20 protein-coding genes are annotated in these 23,939 nt (G+C 71.5%); 7 read left to right on the top strand and 13 right to left on the bottom strand.

Annotation, left to right across the window (positions count from 1 at the left end; all coding sequences use genetic code 11):
* Positions 1–142: 142 nt before the first annotated feature.
* Positions 143–1,075 (bottom strand): LysR substrate-binding domain-containing protein, encoded by a 933-nt coding sequence (locus K4S16_RS11905; protein ID WP_149258980.1) that lies wholly within the window; start codon positions 1,073–1,075, stop codon positions 143–145.
* A 128-nt stretch (positions 1,076–1,203) separates the two neighbouring features.
* Positions 1,204–2,712 (bottom strand): carotenoid oxygenase family protein, encoded by a 1,509-nt coding sequence (locus tag K4S16_RS11900; protein WP_200841831.1) that lies wholly within the window; start codon positions 2,710–2,712, stop codon positions 1,204–1,206.
* 73 nt (positions 2,713–2,785) lie between these two features.
* On the opposite strand from K4S16_RS11900, the gene K4S16_RS11895 reads away from it, so the two are divergent.
* The 3 genes from K4S16_RS11895 to K4S16_RS11885 all read left to right on the top strand — a co-directional run bounded on the left by K4S16_RS11895 (position 2,786) and on the right by K4S16_RS11885 (position 4,958).
* Positions 2,786–3,436 (top strand): TetR/AcrR family transcriptional regulator, encoded by a 651-nt coding sequence (locus K4S16_RS11895; RefSeq protein WP_160160883.1) that lies wholly within the window; start codon positions 2,786–2,788, stop codon positions 3,434–3,436.
* Between the two features lie 326 nt (positions 3,437–3,762).
* Entirely contained in the window at positions 3,763–4,317 is a 555-nt protein-coding gene (locus tag K4S16_RS11890; RefSeq protein WP_149258977.1) for a peroxiredoxin, read from the top strand.
* 98 nt (positions 4,318–4,415) lie between these two features.
* The gene (locus tag K4S16_RS11885) at positions 4,416–4,958 is read left to right on the top strand and encodes a carboxymuconolactone decarboxylase family protein (protein WP_149258976.1); all 543 of its coding nucleotides are present in this window, start codon (positions 4,416–4,418) and stop codon (positions 4,956–4,958) included.
* Between the two features lie 113 nt (positions 4,959–5,071).
* On the opposite strand, the gene guaA is transcribed toward K4S16_RS11885, so the two are convergent.
* Positions 5,072–6,658: a glutamine-hydrolyzing GMP synthase gene (gene guaA, locus K4S16_RS11880; protein ID WP_235036734.1), complete on the bottom strand. Its 1,587-nt coding sequence runs from the start codon at positions 6,656–6,658 to the stop codon at positions 5,072–5,074.
* A gap of 342 nt (positions 6,659–7,000) precedes the next feature.
* On the opposite strand from guaA, the gene K4S16_RS11875 reads away from it, so the two are divergent.
* Positions 7,001–7,963 (top strand): zinc metalloprotease, encoded by a 963-nt coding sequence (locus tag K4S16_RS11875; protein WP_235036733.1) that lies wholly within the window; start codon positions 7,001–7,003, stop codon positions 7,961–7,963.
* A gap of 62 nt (positions 7,964–8,025) precedes the next feature.
* Here the strand turns inward: K4S16_RS11875 and K4S16_RS11870 are convergent, their stop codons facing one another.
* A complete protein-coding gene (locus tag K4S16_RS11870) occupies positions 8,026–8,796 on the bottom strand; it encodes a DNA alkylation repair protein (RefSeq protein ID WP_149258973.1) in 771 nt (256 codons plus the stop codon).
* A gap of 169 nt (positions 8,797–8,965) precedes the next feature.
* Between K4S16_RS11870 and K4S16_RS11865 the strand changes: the two genes are divergently transcribed.
* Entirely contained in the window at positions 8,966–9,868 is a 903-nt protein-coding gene (locus tag K4S16_RS11865; protein ID WP_200841829.1) for a zinc metalloprotease, read from the top strand.
* 110 nt (positions 9,869–9,978) lie between these two features.
* Here the strand turns inward: K4S16_RS11865 and K4S16_RS11860 are convergent, their stop codons facing one another.
* Positions 9,979–11,730, bottom strand: coding sequence for an FAD-dependent oxidoreductase (locus K4S16_RS11860; RefSeq protein ID WP_149258972.1), 1,752 nt, complete (start codon positions 11,728–11,730; stop codon positions 9,979–9,981).
* 9 nt (positions 11,731–11,739) lie between these two features.
* Positions 11,740–13,329: a succinic semialdehyde dehydrogenase gene (locus K4S16_RS11855; protein WP_149259530.1), complete on the bottom strand. Its 1,590-nt coding sequence runs from the start codon at positions 13,327–13,329 to the stop codon at positions 11,740–11,742.
* A gap of 552 nt (positions 13,330–13,881) precedes the next feature.
* Between K4S16_RS11855 and K4S16_RS11850 the strand changes: the two genes are divergently transcribed.
* A complete protein-coding gene (locus tag K4S16_RS11850) occupies positions 13,882–14,538 on the top strand; it encodes a TetR/AcrR family transcriptional regulator (protein WP_149258971.1) in 657 nt (218 codons plus the stop codon).
* A 23-nt stretch (positions 14,539–14,561) separates the two neighbouring features.
* Here the strand turns inward: K4S16_RS11850 and K4S16_RS11845 are convergent, their stop codons facing one another.
* The 3 genes from K4S16_RS11845 to guaB form a co-directional block, all read right to left on the bottom strand.
* Complete coding sequence (locus K4S16_RS11845; protein ID WP_149258970.1) at positions 14,562–16,301, bottom strand: glycerol-3-phosphate dehydrogenase/oxidase; 1,740 nt, start codon at positions 16,299–16,301, stop codon at positions 14,562–14,564.
* A gap of 133 nt (positions 16,302–16,434) precedes the next feature.
* Positions 16,435–17,550: a GuaB3 family IMP dehydrogenase-related protein gene (locus tag K4S16_RS11840; RefSeq protein WP_149259529.1), complete on the bottom strand. Its 1,116-nt coding sequence runs from the start codon at positions 17,548–17,550 to the stop codon at positions 16,435–16,437.
* Positions 17,551–17,634: 84 nt separating this feature from the next.
* Entirely contained in the window at positions 17,635–19,131 is a 1,497-nt protein-coding gene (gene guaB, locus K4S16_RS11835) for an IMP dehydrogenase (protein ID WP_149258969.1), read from the bottom strand.
* Positions 19,132–19,373: 242 nt separating this feature from the next.
* Between guaB and K4S16_RS11830 the strand changes: the two genes are divergently transcribed.
* A complete protein-coding gene (locus K4S16_RS11830) occupies positions 19,374–19,763 on the top strand; it encodes a DUF5319 domain-containing protein (protein WP_149258968.1) in 390 nt (129 codons plus the stop codon).
* A gap of 39 nt (positions 19,764–19,802) precedes the next feature.
* Here the strand turns inward: K4S16_RS11830 and K4S16_RS11825 are convergent, their stop codons facing one another.
* From K4S16_RS11825 to groES, 4 genes are all read right to left on the bottom strand, one after another.
* Positions 19,803–20,723 (bottom strand): hypothetical protein, encoded by a 921-nt coding sequence (locus K4S16_RS11825; protein ID WP_149258967.1) that lies wholly within the window; start codon positions 20,721–20,723, stop codon positions 19,803–19,805.
* Positions 20,720–21,403, bottom strand: coding sequence for a sigma-70 family RNA polymerase sigma factor (locus K4S16_RS11820; protein ID WP_235036732.1), 684 nt, complete (start codon positions 21,401–21,403; stop codon positions 20,720–20,722). Before K4S16_RS11820 ends, K4S16_RS11825 begins: the two co-directional genes overlap by 4 nt.
* A 294-nt stretch (positions 21,404–21,697) precedes the next feature.
* Positions 21,698–23,326 carry a chaperonin GroEL gene (gene groL, locus K4S16_RS11815; RefSeq protein ID WP_149258966.1) on the bottom strand — a complete coding sequence of 543 codons (1,629 nt, stop codon included), beginning with the start codon at positions 23,324–23,326 and terminating at the stop codon, positions 21,698–21,700.
* An 85-nt stretch (positions 23,327–23,411) separates the two neighbouring features.
* Positions 23,412–23,723 (bottom strand): co-chaperone GroES, encoded by a 312-nt coding sequence (gene groES / locus K4S16_RS11810; RefSeq protein ID WP_200841863.1) that lies wholly within the window; start codon positions 23,721–23,723, stop codon positions 23,412–23,414.
* Positions 23,724–23,939: the final 216 nt, after the last annotated feature.

The raw sequence follows: 23,939 nt of genomic DNA, 5'->3' as shown, positions 1-23,939 counted from the left end.
GAGGACGTCCCCTGACGCAGACTTGACCCCGCCTGGCCGCCACTTGACCCGCGCCTTAATCCCCGGATCAGCCGCCCACCGCCCCCGAGACCCCGAGTTCCAGGCGTGCAGATACCGGAAGGGACAGATCAGACGGACCAGATCAGGCGGGACGGATGCCGGGGGCGACGCCCGAGTCGGCGACGGCGGTGCGGATGCTCGCGGCGAGCGCCTCGAACTCGTCCGCGCGCGGCGACGTCGACCGGAAGCCGAGGCCGACGCGGCGGAAGGGCGCCGGTGCCGCGAACCGGTGCACGCCGAGGTTCGGCGCCCGGCGGGTCTCCACGTGCAGCGCCGTCTCGGGGACGAGCGTCACCCCGAGCCCGCCCGACACGAGCTGGACCAGCGTCGCCAGGCTCGTCGCGTACGTGGCCGCCGCGGCGCGCGCGCCCACCTCCCTGCAGACGTCGAGCGCCTGGTCGCGCAGGCAGTGGCCCTCGTTCAGGAGGATGACGTCGAGGTCGTTCAGCGCCTCCCGCTCCACCCCGGTGGCGTCCAGGTCGAATCCCGCGGGCGCGACGAGCACGAAGTCCTCGTCGTACAGCGGCAGCTCCGTCACGCCCGCCGCCGGCACGGGGAGCGCCAGCAGCACCACGTCCAGGCGTCCGGCGAGCAGTTCCGCGACGATGTGACTCGTCTGCTCCTCGTGCACGGACAGTTCCAGGTCGGGGAACTCCTTGGCGAGCCGCGGCAGGACGACGGGCAGCAGGTACGGCGCGACGGTCGGGATGACCCCCACCCGGAGCGGCCCCACGAGCGGCCCCCGGACGGCCTTGACCTCCTCGACCAGCCGGTCGAGTTCCGCCAGGACGGTCTCGGCGCGCCGCGCGACCCGCTCCCCCGCGGGCGTCAGCAGGACCTTGCGCGTCGTCCGCTCGACGAGGCGCGTTTCGAGGCTCTCCTCAAGCGCCGCCACGGCTCCGGACAGGGCGGGCTGGCTCATGCGGAGCGCGGCGGCGGCGTCGCGGAAATGCAGGTACTCCGCCAATGCCAGGAAGGCCCGCAACTGGGCCACCGTCGGTCTGCTGATCGCCATCCTGACCGAGAGATTACCCAACCGCGGTCACGCACCGTGACATGCCCCAGGTCGAGGCGGGGTGGGATTCGCCACAGCGTTCACACGCCACAGCGTCCAGACGGCACTGCCAGGGGGTGGGGCGGCGCTCAGTGGATGGGGAGGCGGTCCGGGTGCGGGATCGGGGCGCCGGGATCGGCGACTCGCGAGGTGAAGGTGCCGTGGAAGCCGAAGGGGAGGTGGTGCGGGAGGTGGAGGTTCGCGACGGGAGCTAGGTCCCGGGCGTCCAGGATGGTGAGTCGCGAACGGTGCTCTGCGGCGAGATACACCACGGTTAGGAGCCACCCGTCGTCCTCGGCGGAATCCGGCGCGCGGGGCACGAAGATGGGCTCGCCCACATAGGTGCCCGGGCCGGCATCGTGCGCCTGCGTATGCCCGGTGTCGCTGTCGACCTTCAGGATGGTGTCGTACTCGCCGCTCGGGCCCGTCCGTCCCGTCATGTAGGTGAAGCGGTGGCGGCGCGTGGAGCGGCGCCAGTCGTACTGGGGGAACTCGCCGGGCGTGTCCGACAGCTGCGTCTCGATCACGCGGCCCGCCGGGGTGATCCGGTAGCGCATGAGCCTGCTGGACGGCAGGTCGGTGAAGCGCGTGCGGAACTCGGACAGGTCCCGCCTGATCGCCTCGAAGTCGTCGAAGAGCACCAGGTCGACGACGGTGTCGGTGCCGTCCTCGAAGGCGTTCGCCACGTGGACGTGCACGAGCGACTCGTGCTCCACGATCCGCGCGGGGCCGCCGTTGCGCGGCACCAGCACGAAGCGCGTCCCCTTCTCGGGACGGTGCCGGATCGCGTCGAACACCGACGCGCCGCCGCCGAACATGGTGCGCAGGTCGACCATGTACGGGTCCAGGACGAACACCATGTGCTCGGTCGTCAGCGCCACGTCGTGGTTCCACGGCATTTTCAGCATCCGGACTCTGGCCAGCCGCCGCAGCCTGCCGTGCCGGTCGACCTTCCAGCAGTTGAGGGACGGCAGCGGGGTGAAGTCCTGCCCGAAGTTGAACATCTCGCCCGTCACCGGATCCCACTTCGGATGAGCGGAGAACGCCTTGAGCGCGCCGCGCAGACGCCCGTCGAAGTCGTACGCGCCGAGCGTCTCCAGGGTGTCGGGGTCGAGGCGGTGCGGCGGACCGCCCTCCCACAGGGCCAGCAGCCGGTCGGCGTGCAGCGCCACGCCGGTGTTGGCGACGTTCGCCGGCCCCTTCCCCTTAACGAAGTTGGCCCAGAATCCGCCGGGAAGCGGCGTTCCGACCCCCGGGTGGCTGGGGGCGCTGGAGACCATGCCGTGCTTGAACTGCGGCGTCCGGACGTAGCGGTTGCGGAACCGCACGGACCGGCCGTCGAAGGCGAACTGCGAGACCATCCCGTCGCCGTCGAAGAGGTGGTGCATCAGCGTGCGCCCGACCTCCCACTTGCCCGGGCCGATCCGGTACAGCGTGCCGGTGAGGCCGGACGGGAGCTCCCCGTCGATCTGGTCGATGACGTAGTCGTGCTCGTGCATGAGCGGCGCGAAGATGCGCGCCATGTCCGCCCGATCGGCCTGCGGCCCGCCGTTCACGGGCTCGCGCTTCGGGGAGTCGGCTTCGCTGGTCCGGGGCATGGGGGCCTCCCCATCTGGATACGCGTGTTGCCAGAAAGGTAGGTTCTGGAAACGCCTGTGTCAAGATTGGGAGGTGAGCCCTCGCCCGTACGGCGGCGTCACCGCCGACCGCCGCCGCGCCGACCGCCGCGCCGCGCTCCTGGAGGCGGCCCTCGACCTGCTCGCGGCGGAAGGCGTCCGAGGCACGTCCCTGCGCGCCGTCTGCGCTCGCGCCGGCCTCAACCCGCGCTACTTCTACGAGAACTTCGCCGACCTGGACGCGCTGCTGACCGAGGTCCACGACCGGATCGTCACGGAGGTCGCCGAGGCCGCCGCGCAGGGCGTCGCCGCCGCGGGGCCGGACGCCGGCCTGCGCACGACCGTCCGCTCCGCCGCCGTGGCCGCCCTGGGGATGAGCCGTGCGGACCCCCGGAAGGTCCGCGTGATGCTGGTCGAGGCGACCGCCAGTCCCGTCCTGCGCGAGCGCCAGGCCGCCGCGCGCCGCGACTACACCCGCCGGGTCATCGAGTACGCCCGGACGTTCTACGACATCCCGCCCGACGCCGACGCGCGGGTGCAGTTCGTCGCCACCATGCTGGTCGCCGGCTGGAACGAGAACGTCATCGCCTGGCTGGACGGCGAACTCAAGACCACCCTGCCCGGCCTGGCCGACATGTTCGCCGACGCCGCCGAAGCCCTCGCCACCCACGCCGCCGCCCACGCCCGAGAGAATGACCGGCTTTGAGGGATAGGTCACTCGATGCGTATTGTGCGGGCTCGACGCCCTACACTGGCTCGTCACCGAGCGTGAAGCCCGTTTTGGGCGAGTCGATGTGATTTACATCTAGTAGTCGGCTTGGTTTCCGCACCACCCGGTCATTGCTCCGCAGGTCAGGGCAGGCAAGCGGGCTATTGATAAGAAGTTCCTATCGATCACTTGCGACAGATCGATTTCTCTTGCGAATCGGCTCACGGCACTGTGAGTGACACGGCCGCCGAGGCGGGAAGCCCGCGGCCTTCCTGCGCCTCCTCATGCGGAGGCGACCCTTTCTCATGTCGAAGGAGCATGCGTTGCTTACTGTCGGTGACAAGTTCCCCGAGTACGAGCTCACCGCCTGCGTCTCGCTGGACGCCGACAGCGCGTTCGAGACGATCAACCACAAGTCCTACGAGGGCAAGTGGCGCGTGGTCTTTTTCTGGCCGAAGGACTTCACCTTCGTCTGTCCCACCGAGATCGCCGAGTTCGGCCGCCTCAACGAGGACTTCGCCGACCGCGACGCTCAGGTGCTGGGCGCGTCGGTCGACAACGAGTTCGTCCACTACGCGTGGCGCAAGGACCACCCGGACCTGCGGGAGATCCCGTTCCCGATGATGTCCGACCTCAAGCGCGAGCTGTCCGAGGCGCTCGGCATCCTCACCGAGGACGGCGTCGCCCAGCGCGCGACGTTCATCGTGGACCCGAACAACGAGATCCAGTTCGCCATGGTGACCGCCGGTTCCGTCGGCCGGAACGTCAAGGAGGTCCTGCGGGTGCTGGACGCGCTGCAGAGCGACGAGCTGTGCCCCTGCAACTGGAACAAGGGCGAGGAGACGCTCGACGCGACCAAGCTGCTCGCGGGCGCCTGAGCCTCTCACCGGGTCCGATCCCGCGGAGTCCCAGCACGACCGACGGCGGCCGGCCGCGCGGACCGCGGCCGGCCGTCCGCACGAAAGGACGCATGATCATGAGCGTGGACGCGCTGAAGGGCGCCCTCCCGGGCTACGCCAAGGACACCAAGCTCAACCTGGGCTCGCTGACCTCGACCTCCCAGCTCACCGACCAGCAGCTGTGGGGGACGGTCCTCGCCTGCGCCCTCGCCACGCGCAGCACCGTCGTCATCCGGGAGCTGGCCGAGGAGGCGGGCGACAACCTGTCCGCCGAGGCGTTCGAGGCGGCCAAGGGCGCCGCGTCGATCATGGCGATGAACAACGTGTACTACCGCGCCACCCACCTGATCGGGGACGAGACGTACGCGACCCTCCCGGCCCGGCTGCGGATGTCGATCATCGGGAAGCCCGGCGTCGACAAGGTCGACTTCGAGCTGTGGTGCCTCGCCGTGTCGGCGATCAACGGCTGCGGGCGGTGCCTGGAGTCGCACGAGAAGGTCGTCCGCGAGGCGGGCCTGTCGCGCGAGCTCGTCCAGGAGGCGCTGCGGATCGCCGCCGTGGTGAACGCGGCCGCCGCGACGCTGGACGCCGAGGCCGCCCTGGCCCCCGCCACCGTCTGACTGCTCGGCCGACAGCACGTCTGACGCCGGCGGCACGGCCTGGCGGCAGGGCCGGCGCCGGCCGGTGAAAGCGAAAGGCCCGGACGGATCCGTCCGGGCCTTCGCCGTGCCTGCTACTCCCACTCGATGGTGCCCGGGGGCTTGGAGGTGATGTCGACGGTGACGCGGTTGATCTCGCGGACCTCGTTGGTGATGCGGGTGGAGATCCGCTGCAGGACCTCGTAGGGGAGCCGCGCCCAGTCGGCGGTCATCGCGTCCTCGCTGGTCACCGGACGCAGCACGATCGGGTGCCCGTACGTGCGGCTGTCGCCCTGCACGCCCACGGACCGCACGTCCGCGAGCAGGACGACCGGGAACTGCCAGATGTCGCGGTCGAGGCCGGCGCGGGTGAGTTCCTCGCGGGCGATGGCGTCGGCGTCGCGGAGGATGTCCAGGCGGTCGCGCGTGACGGCGCCGATGATGCGGATGCCGAGGCCGGGGCCGGGGAACGGCTGCCGCCAGACGATCTCGGCGGGCAGGCCGAGCTGCTCGCCGAGCGCGCGGACCTCGTCCTTGAACAGCGTCCGCAGCGGCTCGACCAGCTTGAACTGGAGGTCCTCGGGGAGGCCGCCGACGTTGTGGTGCGACTTGATGTTGGCCGCGCCGGTGCCGCCGCCCGATTCGACCACGTCCGGGTAGAGGGTCCCCTGGACGAGGAACTCGACCGGTTCGGCCGGCTCCCCGGCGGCCCCGGACCCGCCGTGGACGATCTCGCGGGCCGCCTCCTCGAACACCCGGATGAACTCGCGGCCGATGATCTTGCGCTTCTCCTCCGGGTCGGTGACGCCGTCGAGGGCGGACAGGAAGCGCTCCTGGGCTTCCACGACGTGCAGGTTCACGCCGGTGGCCGCGACGAAGTCCTTCTCGACCTGCTCGGGCTCGCCCTTGCGCAGCAGGCCGTGGTCGACGAACACGCAGGTCAGCTGGTCGCCGATGGCGCGCTGGACGAGCGCGGCGGCGACGGCGGAGTCGACCCCGCCCGACAGCGCGCAGATGACCCGCTTCTCGCCGACCTGCTGCCGGACGGCCTCGATGGACTCGTCCGCGATGTTCACCATCGTCCAGTTCGGCCGGCACCCGGCGCCCTCGTAGAGGAAGCGCCGCAGGATCTCCATGCCGTGCTGGGTGTGCAGGACCTCGGGGTGGAACTGGACGCCGAAGAAGCCGCGCTCCAGGTCCTCCATGCCCGCGACCGGGGTGACGTCCGTGCTGGCCGTCACGGTGAAGCCGGAGGGGGCGCTGCTCACGAAGTCGCGGTGCGACATCCACACCGCCTGCTCGTGCGGCAAGCCCGCGAACAGCATGCCCGGGGACGTGACGGCGACGGTGGCACCGCCGTACTCGGCGACGTCGGAGTTCTCGACCGTCCCGCCGAGGGCCTGCGCCATCACCTGGTGGCCGTAGCAGATGCCGAGCGTGGGGACGCCGATGTCGAACAGGCCCTCCGGCACGACCGGGGCGCCTTCGGCGTACACCGAAGCCGGGCCGCCCGAGAGGATGATCGCCTTCGGCCGCTTGGCGAGCATCTCCGCCGCCGGCATGGTGGACGGCACGATCTCGCTGAACACATGGCACTCGCGGACCCGTCGTGCGATCAGCTGCGCGTACTGCGCGCCGAAGTCGACGACGAGGACGGTGTCAAAGGACTGGTCTGCGGCCACCAACTACGCCTTTCGCCCGGCCGGAAGGGTCTCCCAGTCTACGGGCCCCTGCCTGCGCCGATGCGCCGCACCCCGGAGCTGATCGTTACATGCGGCAACTGACCGATAACGGTCAGCATCGATTTACCTTGATCACACATACAGGATGACCGCGTTCTGCTATCAGTTGATGACGTCCTGTATTCGGCGAAGCACAGCTCTCCCGGAAGCCCGCTCTCCCCCGAGGCCCGGTCTCCTCGCGAACCCGGTCTCCGCGGAAGTCGGCCTCCGGGGGTGCGCCGTGCTCGCCGGAACGCCGCGCTCGCCCGGTCCCCGGCCGCGAGCGACGTCCCTAGGAGTGCCGTGAAGCTGCTCGCCGCCGCCGCTCTGCTCGCCGCCCTCGTCCCCGCCGCGCCTTCCGGGCCGTCCGCGAGCCCGTGGCACGAACGCCGGGGCGGCGACTGCGCGCAGCCCCTCGCCGCGAACCGCTCAGCCGAGCGGCACGCCGACGTGCGGCACCGGACGGACGGCCATGTCCGCGACGACCTGGACCTGAGCCCCGCCGAGGCCGCGGCCGTGGAAGCGCGCCTGAACCGGATCCTCGACGATCTCGGCCAGGGCGAGCACGGGTCCGCGAAGGCGGCCGGCCTGCGCCGAGGGGCGCGGATCACCATTCCGGTCTACTTCCATGTGATCCACGCCGGCGCGAAGGGCAACGTGTCCCTTGCGATGATCCAGCGCCAGATCGACACGATGAACGCGTCCTACGGCGGGCGCAACGGAGGCGCTGACACGCACGTCTCCTTCACGCTCAAGGCCGTGAGCCGCACCGACAACGCGGCCTGGTTCGGCGACCCGGAACGCTACGAGGACACCTACAAGCCGAAGCTGCACAGGGGCGGCAAGGCCGACCTGAACCTCTACAGCACCTACATCGGCGGCGACCTGCTCGGCTGGTCGACCTTCCCCTGGAGGTACAAGTCCGACCCCGAGATGGACGGCGTCACCATCCACTACGCCAGCATGCCGGGGGGCTCCATCCACAACTTCAACAAGGGGTTCAGCGCGACCCACGAGGTGGGGCACTGGCTGGGGCTGTACCACACGTTCCAGGACGGCTGCAGCGGCCAGGGCGACCGCGTCTCCGACACCCCCGCCGAGCGCGACCCCACCAACGGCTGCCCGGCCTACAAGGACACCTGCCCTACGCCCGGCGACGACCCGATCCACAACTACATGGACTACAGCTACGACACCTGCATGAACTCCTTCACCGCCGGCCAGGGCGCCCGCATCCACAAGGTGTGGACGGCCTACCGCGCCTGACACGGCCGTCGGCCGCGGTCCGCTTACAGGCCGCGGCCTGACCATCAGCCCCGGCCTTGCACTCAGCCCCGGCCCACTCCGGCCTTGCTCCTGGTGGCGGTCTTGTTCTTGGCGGTGGTCTTGAGGCGGGTCGCTACTTCGGGGGGTAGGCGGCGGACGGCCTCGCGTAGGGTCACGCCTGAGATGGTGTCGAGGCGGGGTTCGACCCAGGCGGCCACCCAGTCGGGGTCCTTCTTGGACAGTTCGCGGAGCACCCAGCCGATGACCTTGCGGATGAAGAACTCGCGTTCGGCGATCAGCGCGTCCCCGTAGCGGTCGATGCGGGCGAGGTCGGGATCTCCCGCCCGCACACCCGCCATGAGCGCCAGCATCGCCGTGCGCCGCACCCACATGTAGGGGTCGGCGACCCACGCGTCGAGCACCGCCGCCAGGTCCGGGTGGCGGAAGACCAGGGCGCCGACGACCTTCTCCGCGAGCTGGTCGACGTACACCCAGCTCGCCGAGTCGCGGATGAGCCGTTCGGCCAGGCTCACGTCGCGCGGCTCCAGCAACGCCACCCGCTTCATGAGCACCTCGATGGCGGCCATGCGGGCCTCGTGCACCGGGCGGCCTTCGTCGGTGACGTCCCAGAGGGTCGCGGCGAGGGCGACCAGTTCCTCCCGTGTCGGCTTGGCCTTGACCGCCGACACCGCGATCCTGCGCAGCGCGGGAACGGGGACGCCGATATGGGCGAACTCGCTCTTCAGGTAGCGCTTCTCCCCCTCGGCCCGCACCGGGTCCGCCTGTGCTCGCAGCTCGGCCATGATGCGTGCCGCCTCGGCCTCCACATCCATGGGGCCACGCTACGCCGCCGCGCTACGGCGCCGTATTCAGCATTACGCATCCGTGTTCGTCCAGGTTTGCTAAAGACGCGCTGTTTGTTCGCATTCACCCTGGTTCCAGCGATGACTCCGCTCCCCCAGCGCGCGCTCCCCCGCTCGCGCAGCACCCCCAAGGAGTTCCATGAAACGCGCCGGAATCGCCGCCGTACTCGGCATGGCCGCCGCCTTCACGGCGTACGCCCCTGCCGCACCCGCCACACTCGCCGCCCCTTCCGCCGGGCACGCCTCGTCCACCGTCTGCGCCGACCAGCCCGCGCAGGCCCGCGTCCGGGCCGGGGCCCACGCCACCGAGCGGAACCAGCCCGGAGCGGCCCAGGTCGCCGCGATGGAGAAGGACTTCCAGAACCGCGTCGGCAAGCTGAGGAAGGCGAGCACCGCGGCGGCCATCACCGTCCGGGTGCACTTCCAGGTCGTCTACGGCAGCGCTGGCAACGTGTCCGACTCGGTCCTGAACAAGCAGCTCACCGTCCTCAACAACGCCTACGCCGGCAGCGGCGTCACGTTCACTCTGGCCGAGATCAGGCGGACGCAGAACGCGGCCTGGTTCTCCGACCCCGAGGGCAACGAGAGGAAGATGAAGTCCGCGCTGCACACCGGCAACGCGCAGGACCTCAACTTCTACACCGCCGACCTCGGCAGCAGCCTCCTCGGCTGGGCCACGTTCCCGAGCAGCTACCGCTCCCAGCCGTCGATGGACGGCGTCGTCGTCCACTACCAGAGCCTGCCGGGCGGCTCGATCGGCAACTACAACGAGGGCGACACCGGAACCCACGAGGTCGGCCACTGGATGGGGCTCTACCACACGTTCCAGGGCGGGTGCAGCGGCTCCGGCGACAGCGTCTCCGACACGCCCGCCGAACAGAGCCCGGCCTCAGGCTGCCCGACCGGCCGCGACACCTGCTCGGCGCCCGGCGCCGACCCCATCCACAACTTCATGGACTACAGCTACGACTCCTGCATGTACGAATTCACGCCGGGCCAGTCCACGCGCATGAAGAACCAGTGGGCCGCCTACCGCGCCTGATCCCCGACGGCGCCTGATTACGTACCCCGTCTGACCGGTGAGCCCGGTGCCGGAGCTTTCCGCTCCGGCACCGGGCTCCTCGGCTTCCGCCGGGGCGGCCACCGAGCGGGTCAGGCGATGTCGACTATCGGGAGTTTCAGAGCCGCGGGGGCGTCGGCCGGGACGACGGGGTTCTTCGGCGCGACCGGGGCGAGGCGCCGGTAGGCGTCGCCCAGGGCGGGGCGAGGGTCCTTCTCCGCACGGTTCGGCCAGAACGACATGGCGCGCTCGGCCTGGGCCGTGATGGTGAGCGACGGGTTGACGCCCAGGTTGGCCGAGACGGCGGAGCCGTCCACGACGTGCAGTCCGCGGTGCCCGTAGACGCGGTGGTAGGGGTCGATCACGCCCGTCTCGGCGGAGTCGCCGATCGCGCAGCCGCCGAGGAAGTGCGCGGTCATCGGGATGTCGAACAGGTCGCCCCAGGCGCCGCCCGGGATGCCGCCGATCTCCTCGGCGATCAGGCGGGTCGCCTCGTGCCCCTCGGGGATCCAGGTCGGGTTCGGCTCGCCGTGCCCGGCGGACGCGCGGACGTCCCACCCGAACGGGCCCTTCTTCGGGCTCAGCGTGATCGAGTTGTCGCGGGTCTGCATGACCAGCGCGATGACGGTCCGCTGCGACCAGCGCCGGACGTCGAAGAGCTGGACGAGGTCGCCGGGCCGGCGCACCACCTCACGGGCGAACTTCAGGATCCGCGGCCTGTGCCGCTCCCCCGGCCGGTCGCCGTCCACCAGGAGGGTCTGCAGGCTCGCGAGCAGGTTCGAGCCGCGGCCGTACCGGACGGGCTCGATGTGGGTGTCCGGCGTCGGGTGGAACGAGGACGTGATCGCCACGCCCTCGGAGAAGTCCGGGCCCGGCTTGCCGCCCCGGCGCCCGCCGCCCAGGATCGCCTCGGAGTTGGTGCGGGTCAGGGCGCCGAGCCGGTCGGACAGCCGCGGCAGCAGCCCGGTCGACTTCAGCTTGTGCAGGAGCTTCTGCGTCCCGTAGGTGCCCGCGGCGAAGACGACCTGCTCGGCGGTGAGCGTCTTGCGGTTGCGGCCGAACGAGCCGGTCCGGACGATGTCGACCTCGTAGCCGCCCCCGGCGCGCGGCCGCACCGCGGTGACGCGGCTGAGCGGCATCACCCGGGCGCCCGCCTTCTCGGCCAGGTACAGGTAGTTCTCCGTCAGCATGTTCTTCGAGCCGTGGCGGCAGCCCGTCATGCACTCGCCGCACTCCAGGCAGCCGCGCCGGCGCGGGCCCTCGCCACCGAAGTAGGGGTCGGCGCTCTCGATCCCGGCGCCGCGCCCGAAGTAGACGCCGACGGGCGTCTTCACGAACGTCTCGCCTTTGCCCATCCGGTCGGCGACCCGCTTCATGACCTTGTCGGCCGCCGTCGTCGTCGGGTTCTGGACGACGCCGAGCATGCGCTTCGCCTGCTCGTAGTAGGGCGCCAGCTCGTCCCGCCAGTCGGTGATGTGCGCCCACTGCCGGTCCTTGAAGAACGGCTCCGGCGGGACGTACAGCGTGTTGGCGTAGTTGAGGGACCCGCCGCCGACGCCCGCGCCCGCCAGCACCATCACGCGGCTCGACTTCGCGCCGCGGATGAGGTGCATCCGCTGGATGCCGGTCAGGCCGAGCGCGGGCGCCCACAGGTATCGGGCGATGCGCCAGTTCGTCCTCGGCAGCTCCGGATACCGGGACCCCGGCGCCCCGGCCGGGTTCGTGTCGAAGCGGCGGCCCGCCTCGATGACCCCGACCCGGTAGCCCTTCTCGGTCAGCCGCAGCGCCGAGACGCTGCCGCCGAACCCCGACCCGACGACGAGCACGTCGAAGTCATGCTTCACAGGCGTTCCCTACTTGATCCGCAGCTTCTTCATGAGCTTGATGCCGGTGGCCATGTAGTCGGCGAACTTGTCGTAGCCGATGGCGCCCGGCGGCTCCAGGTCCATGAAGTGCTGGCTCGCGACGGTCTGGACCTCGGTGAACTTCAGCAGCCCCTCGGACCCGTGGCGGCGTCCCACACCGGACTGCTTCATCCCGCCCATCGGGGAGTCGTACGAGGCGTACGCGGCGCCGTAGCCGTCGTTGATGTTGACCGTCCCCGCCTGGATGCGGGCGGCGATGCGGCGGCCGCGCGCCGCGTTCTTCGTCCACACCGACGCGTTCAGCCCGTAGGACGTGTCGTTGGCGCGGGCGACGACCTCGTCCTCGTCCCGGTACTTGTAGACGGAGACGACGGGGCCGAACGTCTCGTTCGCGCACAGGTCCATGTCGCCGTTGACGTCCGCGAGGACCGTCGGCTCGTAGAACAGCGGGCCGACGTCCGGACGGGCCTTCCCGCCGGCGAGGACGGTCGCGCCCTCCTTGACGGCCTGGTCGACGTGCGCGGAAACCGCGTCCAGCTGGCGCTTGTGGGTCAGCGAGCCCATCTCGGCCTCGAAGTTCAGGCCGGTGCCGAGCTTCATGCCCTTGACCAGCTCGACGAACCTCGGGACGAAGCGGTCGTAGACGTCCTCGTGCACGTACATCCGCTCGATCGAGATGCACAGCTGCCCGGCGTTGGTGAAGCACGCGCGGACGGCGCCGCGCGCGGCGCGCTCGACGTCGGCGTCCGGCATGACGATCATCGGGTTCTTGCCGCCGAGCTCCAGCGAGTAGGCGACCAGGCGCGGCGCCACCTTCTCCGCGATCGCCTTGCCACCGCGCGTGGAGCCGGTGAACGAGACGTAGTCGGCGTTGTCCACCAGCGGGTCGCCGATCTCGGACGGCTCCCCGACGACGATCTGCCACAGGTCCTTGGGCAGCCCGAGCGACACCAGCAGGTCGAGGACCCACAGGCTGGACAGGCAGGTCTGGGTGTCCGGCTTGTGGATGACCGCGTTGCCCGCCATCAGCGCCGGCGCGATGTCGCTGGCCCCGAGCGCGAACGGGTAGTTCCACGGCGCGATCAGCGCCACGACGCCCTTCGGGTGCCGCAGCTCCTGGACGCGGGTCACCCCGGGCATCATCCCCTGGCGGCGGCGCGGCTTCAGCAGCCGCGGGGCCCGCCGGGCGTAGTAGAGCGAGCACAGCGCCACATCGAGGAACTCCTCCATGGCGTGGCGGCGCGCCTTGCCGGTCTCCAGCTGGATGACGTCGAGGATCTCCTCGCGCCGGTCGACCAGGGCGTCCGCGAGCCGCAGGAAGGGCTTGACCCGCTCGCCCGCCGGCAGCGCCGCCCAGGCCCGCTGCGCCTTGCGCGCCCGCTCGTAGGCGGCCCGGACGTCCTCGGGGCTCGACAGCGGAACGGCCGCGAGCGGCTCACCGGTGAAGGGGGTGGGGATCGTCGCGGTCTCGGCGCCGTCCGAGACGACATGCGAGACCAGCCGGTCGATCAGCGCCTTGGGGAGGCTGTGCTCCGCCGCGCTCTTGGCAGAGTCCGCCGCGGCGTCGGCAGTGTCCACCGAGTCTCCGGCGGAGTTCGCCGCGCCCTCGGCAGGGTTCGTCGCGCTCTTGGCAGGGGCCGCAGCGCCGTCAACGGAGTCCTTCACGCCTTCGGCGGAGTTCTCCGAGCCTTCGGCAGGGACCGCGGCGCCTTCGGCAGGGGCCGCCGCGCCGTCAGCGGAGTCCTTCACGCCTTCGGTAGTGCTCGCCGCGTCTTCGGCAGGCTTCGCCGTGTCTTCGGCAGAGTTCGTCGCGCCTTCGGCAGGGTCTGCCGCGCCTTCGGCAGGGACCGTCGGGGATGCCATGCAGGCAGGGTATGACCACCCGTCCAGTTTGGCTACCCGCAAGTAATGCGCTACTTGCAGTGATATGCCCCACTAGGTCCCGCCGACTCCCCCGGGCGATCCCGGTTTCTCCGACCGCGGCTGACAAACCTCGCCGAACGGACCGTTCCAAGCAGGCCGGAGTTGTGCAAGTCGAGGACTGACCGTGTCCGCCCGGTGTATCCCGAAAGCAGGAGGAGAATCTCAGCGCCGCCCGAGGGCGCGGCGCCGTCCAGGGGAGGGACAGCGATGACGCACGCCCGCGGCCGCACGCCCGAGGGTGACCCCGGCCGCCCCCGGCCGCGCCGGGACCGGCGGGAGCAGACCCGCGCCGCCCTGCTCGCCGCCGCCGAGCGCCTCTGGGCCGAACGCGGCATCCACGGCGCCTCGCTCGACGACATCGCCGCGGCCGCCGGCCTCACCAAGGGCGCCGTCTACTCCAACTTCGCCGGCAAGACCGACATGCTGCTCGCCCTGATGGAGCGCATCACCAGCGCCCGCACCCGCACCGGCGTCTGCGAGGAGCTCCGCGCCGCCGCCGAGGACGCCGAGGACGCCGACCCCACCGGCCGCCCGTCCCGCCGCGACCCGGGCGAGGCCCCACGCCGCCTCGCCCTGCTCCTGGTCGAGTTCTGGCTCTACGGCATGCGCGACTACGCCGCCGGGTGGCGCATCGCCGACTGGTACGCCGAACGCCGCGCCGAACTCGCCCGGGAGCTCCAACCCGCGGACGGCGCCGCCCCCGACGAAACCGCCCCCGACGGTATCGCTCCGGACGACCGCGCCACCCTCACCATGGCCCTCGACTTCGGCCTGGCATTCCAGCACCTCCTCGACCCCGTCCGGGTCCCCGCCGAGCTGTACAGCACCGGCAGGGCCCTCATGCGAGGCCGACTCGAACGCTGAGCGCCAGGCCGGAGGCGACGGGGTCAGGGCGTGGCGACGGGGACGATGTCGGGGGCGCCGCGGCGGTGGGCGTCGGCCTCCTGGTCGCCCTCCTGCGTCTGGGAGGCGCGCTCCGCCTCGACGCGCTTGCGGTAGTACTCGATCTCCCTGTCGCGCTGCTTCTTGGACCAGCCCAGGACCGGGGCCAGCAGGTCGGCCGCCTCCTGGGCGACGCCGACGCCGCGGTCCCAGGTCTCGATGGAGATGCGGGTCCGGCGGGCGAGGACGTCGTTGAGGTGCCGGGCGCCCTCGTGGGTGGCGGCGTAGACGACCTCGGCGCGCAGGTAGTCGTCGGCCCCGCTCAGCGGCTTGGCGAGGTCGGGCTTGTCGGCGATGAGTTCGAGCAGGTCGTCCAGGAGCGTCCCGTAGCGGCGCAGGAGGTGTTCGATGCGGGCGACGTGCAGGCCGGAGCGCGCGGCGAGGCGGTGCCGGGCGTTCCACATGGCCTGGAAGCCGTCGCCGCCGACGAGCGGGATCCGGTCGGTGCAGGACTGGGCGACCTTGCCGTCGAGGCCGTGGGCGACCGCGTCGATGGCGTCCTTGGCCATGACCCGGTAGGTCGTGTACTTGCCGCCCGCCACCAGGACGAGGCCCGGGACGGGGTGCGCGACCACGTGCTCGCGGGAGAGCTTGGACGTCTCCTCGGTCTCGCCGGTGAGGAGGGGGCGCAGGCCCGCGTAGACGCCCTCCACGTCGTCGTGCGTGAGCGGCGTCGCCAGGACGGAGTTGACGTGGTCCAGCACGTAGTCGATGTCGGCCTTGGACGCGGCGGGGTGGGCCCTGTCGAGATCCCAGGCGGTGTCGGTGGTGCCGATGATCCAGTGGCGGCCCCAAGGGATCACGAAGAGCACCGACTTCTCGGTGCGCAGGATGAGCCCCGTCGAGGAGTGGATGCGGTCCTTCGGCACGACCAGGTGGATGCCCTTGGACGCCTTCACGTGGATCTGGCCGCGTCCGCCGACGAGCTCCTGGATGTCGTCGGTCCACACGCCGGTCGCGTTGACGACCTGCTTCGCGCGGACCTCGCTGGTAGCGCCGCCCTCAAGGTCGCGGATGCGCAGGCCGGTGACCCGCTCCCCCTCGCGCAGGAACCCGAGGCACTGGGTGCGCGAAGCGATCTGGGCGCCGTACTCCGCCGCCGTCCGCAGGACGGTCAGCACGTAGCGGGCGTCGTCGACCTGCGCGTCCCAGTACTGGATCGCGCCGGTGAAGGCGTCCTTGCGCAGGGACGGCGCGAGGCGCAGCGCGCCGCGGCGCGTCAGGTGCCGGTGGTGCGGGACGCCGCGCGTGCTGCCCATCTGGAAGGAGAGGGCGTCGTAGAGGGCCACGCCCGCACCGAGGTACGCGCGCTCCCACACGCGGTGCGTCGTCGGCAGCAGGAACGGGACGGGCTTCACCAGGTGCGGCGCGATCTGCTGGAGCAGCAGCGCGCGCTCGGTCAGCGCCTCCCGGACGAGGTCGAAGTTGTACTGCTCCAGGTAGCGCAGCCCGCCGTGGATCAGCTTGGAGGACCGCGACGACGTCCCGGACGCGTAGTCGCGGGCCTCGACCACCGCGACCGACAGGCCGCGGGTGGCCGCGTCGAGCGCCGCGCCGGCGCCGACGATGCCGCCGCCGACCACGACGACGTCGAACTCCTCGCGGGCCATGCGGTCAAGGGCCGCCGCCCGCTCGGCCGGGCCGAGCCGGGAGCTTCCAAGACCCGTCACCGGTGATCCCGTCATCGCGCATCCCCCCACAGCGGTTCGGTTTCGGAACAGGTTCCTACCCAAGAGTAAGGACCGGTTCACCCCGAGATGCGATCAAACGGGGGTGGGGTGTCTCTCAGTCGGCGACCGGCTCAGCCCCTGGACCGGCTCAGTCCGTGGACTGCCCGGGGGCCACGACGACCTGGACCCGCTGGAACTCCTTCAGCTCCGTGTACCCGGCGGTGGCCATCGAGCGGCGCAGCGCGCCGATCAGGTTCATGGAGCCGTCGGCCACGTGGGACGGGCCGTGCAGGATCTGCTCCATCGTCCCGATCGTCCCGATCTCGATGCGGGTGCCGCGGGGGACGTCGCCGTGGTGGGCCTCGCTGCCCCAGTGGTAGCCGCGTCCGGGCGCCTCGGTGGAGCGGGCGAACGGGGAGCCGACCATCACGGCGTCGGAGCCGCAGGCGAACGCCTTGGCGATGTCGCCGCTGTTGACCATGCCGCCGTCGGCGATCACGTGCACGTAGCGGCCGCCGGACTCGTCCATGTAGTCGCGGCGGGCGGCGGCCACGTCGGCGACCGCGGTGGCCATCGGGACCGCGACGCCGAGGACGGTCCGCGTCGTGTGCCCGGAGCCGCCGCCGAACCCGACCAGCACGCCGGCCGCGCCGGTGCGCATCAGGTGCAGCGCCGCCGTGTAGGTGGAGCAGCCGCCGACGATCACGGGGACGTCGAGGTCGTAGATGAACTGCTTGAGGTTCAGCGGCTCCGCGCGCCCGGACACGTGCTCGGCGGACACGGTCGTCCCGCGGATCACGAACAGGTCGACGCCCGCGTCGATGACGGCCTTGTGGAACTGTGCGGTGCGCTGCGGCGACAGCCGCGCCGCGACGGTGACGCCCGCCTCGCGGACCTCCTCGATCCGGCGGCCGATCAGCTCTTCCTTGATCGGCTCGGAGTAGATCTCCTGGAGCCGCTGGGTGGCGCGGACGTCGTCCAGCGAGGCGATCTCGGCGAGCAGCGGCTCGGGGCTCTCGTAGCGCGTCCAGAGCCCTTCGAGGTCGAGCACGGCGAGCCCGCCGAGCCGTCCGACGGCGATCGCGGTGGCGGGGCTGACGACGCTGTCCATCGGCGCGACGACCAGCGGCATCTCGAACCGGTAGGCGTCGATCTGCCAGGCGACGCTGACCTCCTCGGGATCGCGCGTCCGGCGGGACGGCACGATGCCGATGTCGTCGAAGGCGTACGCCCGGCGGCCGCTCTTGCCACGGCCGATCTCCACCTCAGCAGCCACTGCGCCCTTCCTCCACGTGATCTGGTCTTCCCGCGGTTCGCGGGACCAAGCCCCGGAAGAGCTTACGTCAGGTCAGCGGCCCTGGTAGTTGGGGGCCTCCACCGTCATCTGGATGTCGTGCGGGTGGCTCTCGCGCAGGCCCGCGACGCTGATGCGCATGAGCTGGCCGCGCTCCTGGAGCTCGGGGATGGTGCGGGTGCCCGCGTACCACATCGACTGGTGGAGCCCGCCGACGAGCTGGTGCGCGACGTTGGCGAGGGGCCCGCGGTAGGGGACCTGGCCCTCGACGCCCTCCGGGATCAGCTTCTCCTCGGCGTTGACGTCGGCCTGGGCGTAGCGGTCCTTGGAGTACGAGGCGCCGCGCTCGCGGTTGCGCATCGCGCCGAGCGAGCCCATGCCGCGGTAGGACTTGTACTGCTTGCCGTGGACGAAGATCAGCTCGCCCGGGGACTCCTCGACGCCGGCGAGCAGGCTGCCGAGCATCACCGTGTCGGCGCCCGCGACCAGGGCCTTGGCGATGTCGCCCGAGTACTGCAGGCCGCCGTCTCCGATCACCGGGACGCCGGCCTCCTTCGCCGCGCGGGACGCCTCGAAGATCGCGGTGATCTGCGGGACGCCGACGCCGGCGACGATGCGGGTGGTGCAGATGGAGCCGGGGCCCACGCCGACCTTGATCGCGTCGGCGCCCGCGTCCACCAGGACCTGGGCGCCCGCCGCGGTGGCGACGTTGCCGCCGACGACCTGGACGGACGAGTTGCCCTTGATCGCGGCGATCGTGTCGGCGACGCCCTTGGAGTGGCCGTGCGCCGTGTCCACGATGACGACGTCGGTACCGGCCTCGATGAGGGCGCGGGCGCGGCGCAGCGCGTCCTCGCCGACGCCCACGGCCGCGGCGACGAGCAGGCGGCCGTCGGCGTCCTTGGTGGAGTCGGGGTACTGCTCGCTCTTGGTGAAGTCCTTGGTGGTGATCAGGCCCTTGAGGCGGCCGTCGGCGTCGACGAGCGGGAGCTTCTCCACCTTGTTGCCCGCGAGCAGGCGGAACGCGTCCTCGCGGGAGACGTCCACCGGGGCGGTGACGAGCGGCATCGCCGTCATGACCTCGCGGACGGGGCGGGACAGGTCGGTCTCGAAGCGCATGTCCCGGTTGGTCACGATGCCGACCAGCACACCGCGCACGTCGGTGACCGGCACGCCGGAGATCCGGTAGCGGGCGCACAGCGCCTCGACGTCGGCGAGCGTGGCGTCCGGCAGGCAGGTCACCGGGTTGGTGATCATCCCGGCCTCGGAGCGCTTGACCCGGTCTGCCTCCGCGGCCTGCTCCTCGATCGACATGTTGCGGTGCAGCACGCCGATGCCGCCCTGGCGCGCCATCGCGACCGCGGTGCGGGCCTCGGTGACGGTGTCCATCGCCGCCGAGACGAGCGGGATCCGCAGCGAGATCTCGCGGGTCAGCCGGGTCGTGGTGTCGGCCTCGCCCGGCTGCAGGTCGGAGTAGCCCGGCAGCAGGAGCACGTCGTCGAAGGTCAGGCCCTGCGGGAGGAACTTGTCGGGCGCGGCGGCGGGGTTCATGACAACCTTCCCGTAATGGTGGCGACGTCGGGCCAGGTCACAAGGACCCTGTCCCCATGGTAGGGGCCTGAGCCCGCGGCGGGACGGGCTTTGCCCGCGGCGGTCACGTGGTCTTGGTGACATCTCCCAACACGCCGGGCGGTCCTTCCCATTCCCCTGACCGCCCTTACGCTTCGCGACCGTTCGCACTCGGAGAGGAGCGGGGGTGCACCTCACGGGGCGTCGCGCAGTAGCGTGGGGGTGTGCACGACGATGCTCCGCTCGACCCGTTCGCCGGAGACCCGGAGGATCCCGCGGCGGCGCTCGGCGACCCGAGCGACGAGACCGCTCCGCTCAGCGTGACGGAGCGGGAGGACGTGCTGGCCGACCTCGCCGACCTGGAGGTCTTCCGGGCCCTGCTGGAGCCGCTCGGCGTACGCGGCCTCACGGTCGACTGCGGCGACTGCGGCAAGCTGCACTACATCGACTGGGAGCTGCTGCACGGCAACCTGCGCCACCTCCTGGACGAGGGCCTTCCCCGCGTGCACGAGCCCGCCCTCTCCCCCGATCCCGTCGACTACGTCAGCTGGGAGTACGCCCGCGGCTACGTCGACGGCGTGATCGACAGCGAAGAGGGCCGCGACGAGAACTGACCCTGCCGGTTCGCACGAAGTGCGTGCCGAGGAGGTTTCTCAGTCCTCGATGGAGCGGTTCTGGTAGTCGAGGGCCCGCTTGCGGACTATCCGGCGCAGGTCGTCCAGGCGGAGTCGGGGGTCGTCGGCGGACTGCGCCTCGGGCTTGTCGCCCGGGTCCGTGAACATCATCGGGGCCTCCTGCCGGTGCGGGGGGCGCCGGGGAATCAGCCTCGGGACGCCGCTCTCACCGCGCCGCTTGAACTGCCGGTAGTCCCCACGGCCCAGGCCAGGGTCGTCGGACGGCGTGCGCTGCGCGGGGCGTCCGGCATCCGGCGCGGGGCGCACGGGCGTCTGGGGGCGTTCGAGGACACCGGCCTCGGAGTCGGCGGTCCGGTCGACGTCCTCCGCCACGCCGGCCGCGCTCGGCGCCGGGGAGGCGGTGGTGCGCTCGGCGTCGCGGCCGCCGGCGGCCGCGACGCCGCTGCTGGCGAGGACGGCGCCGGCCACGCCCAGGGCCACGATGGTGCGCGGCCCGCGGCGGCGCGGGCCGGGCCCCGAGGGGGCGGGCGGGCCGGGGGCGTCGCAGCTCTGGTCAGGGGCTTCGCAGGTCGGGTCGTCGACGTCGACTATCAGTGCGCGCAGGAGCCGCACCGCGGGGTCGCGGTCGTCGGCCCGCCCCTCGTCCGCCGGGTCGCGCTCGTCGTCCGGCGGACCGGCGCGGAGAGCCTCGTCGGGGCCCTCGGCAGAGCCCTCAGCGGGGCCTTCAGTGGGGCCCTCAGCGGGGGCCGCGGTACCGGCAGCGTCCCGCGCCGCCAGCGACTCGATGATCGCGTCGGTACGGCGCACCGCGGACAGGTCCACGGGCGGGGCGGCGACCGGGCGGGACGCCGGGGCCGGGGCCGGGGCGTCGCCGGGGCTCGAAGGCTCGTCCGGATCCGGGGCGCCCCGCAGGCCGGTGTGGGGGCCGCGCTCCGTCAAGCGATCGACTCCTCTCTGGCCATCGCCCGGAGCCGGGCCAGAGCCCGGTGCTGCGCGACCCGTACCGCCCCCGCCGACATGCCCAGCACATTACCGGTCTCCTCCGCCGACAGCCCCGCGACGACCCGCAGCAGCACGAGCTCGCGCTGGTGCTCGGGCAGCCGCGTGAGCAGGTCGCGGGCGCGCTGCGCCTCGATGTAGCGGACCACCGTCTCCTCGGGCCCGGGACGGTCGTCCGGACCGTCCGGCAGGTCCTCGGTGGGCACGGCGGCGCGGACCGCGCTGCGCAGCGCGTCCGCGATCTTGTGCGCGGCGATGCCGAAGACGAAGGAGGCGAACGGCCGGCCCATGTCCCGGTAGCGGGGCAGGGCCGACAGGACGGCGATGCAGACCTCTTGGGCCACGTCGTCGGCGATGTGGTACTGCCCGGAGACCCGGCCGAGCCGGGCCCGGCAGTACCGGACGATCATGGGACGCACCTCGGCGATGAGGACCTCGATGGCGCCCGGGTCGCCCTGCACGGCGAGATGGGTCAGCTCCTTGAGGTCGCCGTCGCCGGCGTGGGCGGCGCGCAGCGCCCGCGTCCCGCGGCCGAGACCGCCGGGAGGCGGAGGGGCCGGCCCGCTCGAGGGTTCGGCAGCGCGCGCGGTCATGGTCCCGGCGAAGCATCCCTCGGTCACGTCAAGCATGATGCCCAGCACCCCCGGGCGTGTCTCCACTGTCCTCTACAACGGAATGGTCACAGTGCGGGAGCGAACCTGGAGTTATTACGCGTCGTGGTCACTCCGCTGCCGCGCGTCGCGAGCTTTTCCGGCGAGAACGCGCTTTCTCCGATGGGAACGCAACCCGTCCGTCGGACCCGGCCCTGGCCCGAGGACGGCCCTCCTGCCGGAGACGCAGCGAGACCCCCGCCTGGAGGGGCGGGGGTCTCGCCTACGCTTCCCGGACGGGACGAGCCCGCCGGTCGGCCGTTCTCAGTGGCCGTGGCCGTGACCGTGGCCGTGACCGCCGCCGGCGGCCTCCTCGGCCTCCTCCGGCTTGTCGACCACGAGCACCTCGGTGGTGAGCAGCATGCCCGCGATGGAGGCGGCGTTGGTGACCGCCGAGCGGGTGACCTTCACCGGGTCGATGACGCCCTGGGCGATCAGGTCGCCGTACTCGCCGGTGGCGGCGTTGTAGCCGTGCCCGGCCTGCAGCTCCTGCACCTTGGAGACGACGACGTAGCCCTCCTGGCCGGCGTTCTCGGAGATCCAGCGCAGGGGCTCGGGCAGCGCGCGGCGGACCGCCTCGGCGCCGGTGGCCTCGTCGCCGGACAGGCCGAGGGCGCCGAAGCCCTCCTTGGCGACGTGCACCAGGGCGCTGCCGCCGCCGGAGACGATGCCCTCCTCGATCGCCGCGCGGGTCGCCGAGATGGCGTCCTCGAGGCGGTGCTTCTTCTCCTTCAGCTCCACCTCGGTGGCGGCGCCGACGCGCAGCACGCAGACCCCGCCGGCCAGCTTGGCCAGGCGCTCCTGCAGCTTCTCGCGGTCCCAGTCGGAGTCGCTGTTCTCGATCTCGACCTTGATCTGGTTGATCCGGGCGGTCACCTCGTCCGCTGAGCCCTCGCCGTCGACGATGGTGGTGGCGTCCTTGGTGACGGTGATCCGGCGGGCGCGGCCGAGGTCCTCCAGCCCGATCGAGTCGAGCTTGAGGCCGATGGCCTCGCTGACGACCTGGCCGCCGGTCAGGGTGGCCATGTCGCCGAGCATCGCCTTGCGGCGGTCGCCGAAGCCGGGCGCCTTGACCGCGACGGACAGGAACGTGCCGCGGATCTTGTTGGCGACGAGCAGCGCAAGGGCCTCGCCCTCGACGTCCTCGGCCACCACGAGCAGCGGCTTCTTGGTCTGCGCGACCTTCTCCGCCAGCGGCAGGAACTCCTGCACGTTGGAGATCTTGCCGTCCACGATGAGCACGTAGGCGTCCTCCAGGACGGCCTCCATGCGCTCGTGGTCGGTGACCATGTGCGGCGACAGGTAGCCCTTGTCGAACTGGAGGCCCTCGGTGAACTCCAGCTCGAGGCCCATGGTGTGGGCCTCCTCGACGGTGATGACGCCGTCCTTGCCGACCTTCTCGAACGCCTCGGCGATCAGCTCGCCGATCTGCGGGTCCTGGGCCGAGATGGTCGCGACGTGCGCGATCTCGCCCTTCTCCTCGACCTCGCGGGCCGACTTCAGCAGCTGGTCGGACACGTACTGGGCGGCCGCGTCGATGCCGCGCTTGAGGGCGAGCGGCGACGCGCCGGCCGCCACGTTGCGGGTGCCCTCCCGGACCAGCGCCTGCGCGAGGACGGTCGCCGTGGTGGTGCCGTCGCCCGCGATGTCGTTGGTCTTGGTCGCCACTTCCTTGGCGAGCTGGGCCCCGAGGTTCTCGTAGGGGTCCTCCAGCTCCACCTCGCGGGCGATGGTGACGCCGTCGTTGGTGATCGTCGGCGCGCCGAACTTCTTGTCGATGACGACGTTGCGGCCGCGCGGGCCGATCGTCACCTTGACGGCGTCCGCGAGAGCGTTGACGCCGCGCTCAAGAGCCCGGCGAGCGTCCTCCTCGAACTCCAGGATCTTCGCCATGCGGATACTCCTCTTTCACGCGATCCGCCCCGGCGGGCCGCCCGAAGGCGGCGCCGACCGGGGCGGGTGCATCACGTCTCGGTGATTACTTCTCGATGACCGCGAGCACGTCGCGGGCCGAGAGGACGAGGTACTCCTCGCCGTTGTACTTGACCTCGGTGCCGCCGTACTTGCTGTAGAGCACGACCTCGCCGACCTTGACGTCGACCGGGACGCGCTCGCCCTTGTCGTCGACGCGACCCGGGCCAACGGCAAGGACGGTGCCCTCCTGGGGCTTCTCCTTGGCGGTGTCCGGAATCACCAGGCCCGACGCGGTGGTGGTCTCGGCCTCAAGCGGCTGGACGACGATGCGGTCCTCAAGCGGCTTGAGAACAACCTTGGTGGCGGTCGTCACGATCTGACCTCCCCTTCGATTGGTCCTCGGCCGGCCATGGATGACCGACCAGCACATGTGACAGAAGAGGCGACCCTGGACCGGCCTGCCGTCGCGGGTGCCAGACCGACCTTCGTCGCTGTGGTTGGCACTCTACCCTTGAGAGTGCCAGTCGTGAGACTATTCCGTGCCCGTTACCCCGTCAACACGGACACGAACCCGCCGACCGGCCGTCTCCGG

The sequence above is a fragment of the Actinomadura sp. K4S16 genome, from assembly GCF_008327685.1.
Lineage (GTDB): Bacteria > Actinomycetota > Actinomycetes > Streptosporangiales > Streptosporangiaceae > Spirillospora.
The sequence above is the reverse complement of the archived record's forward strand: the minus strand, read 5'-3'. Positions and strand labels throughout refer to the sequence as shown.

Excerpts from the sequence above, each read along its gene's own strand:
- K4S16_RS11905 (WP_149258980.1), bottom strand. The coding sequence starts at position 1,075 with ATGGCGATCAGCAGACCGACGGTGGCCCAGTTGCGGGCCTTCCTGGCA.
- K4S16_RS11900 (WP_200841831.1), bottom strand. The coding sequence starts at position 2,712 with ATGCCCCGGACCAGCGAAGCCGACTCCCCGAAGCGCGAGCCCGTGAAC.
- K4S16_RS11885 (WP_149258976.1), top strand. The coding sequence starts at position 4,416 with ATGAGCGTGGACGCGCTGAAGGGCGCCCTCCCGGGCTACGCCAAGGAC.
- K4S16_RS11870 (WP_149258973.1), bottom strand. The coding sequence starts at position 8,796 with ATGGATGTGGAGGCCGAGGCGGCACGCATCATGGCCGAGCTGCGAGCA.
- K4S16_RS11865 (WP_200841829.1), top strand. The coding sequence starts at position 8,966 with ATGAAACGCGCCGGAATCGCCGCCGTACTCGGCATGGCCGCCGCCTTC.
- K4S16_RS11850 (WP_149258971.1), top strand. The coding sequence starts at position 13,882 with ATGACGCACGCCCGCGGCCGCACGCCCGAGGGTGACCCCGGCCGCCCC.
- K4S16_RS11845 (WP_149258970.1), bottom strand. The coding sequence starts at position 16,301 with ATGACGGGATCACCGGTGACGGGTCTTGGAAGCTCCCGGCTCGGCCCG.
- guaB (WP_149258969.1), bottom strand. The coding sequence starts at position 19,131 with ATGAACCCCGCCGCCGCGCCCGACAAGTTCCTCCCGCAGGGCCTGACC.
- groL (WP_149258966.1), bottom strand. The coding sequence starts at position 23,326 with ATGGCGAAGATCCTGGAGTTCGAGGAGGACGCTCGCCGGGCTCTTGAG.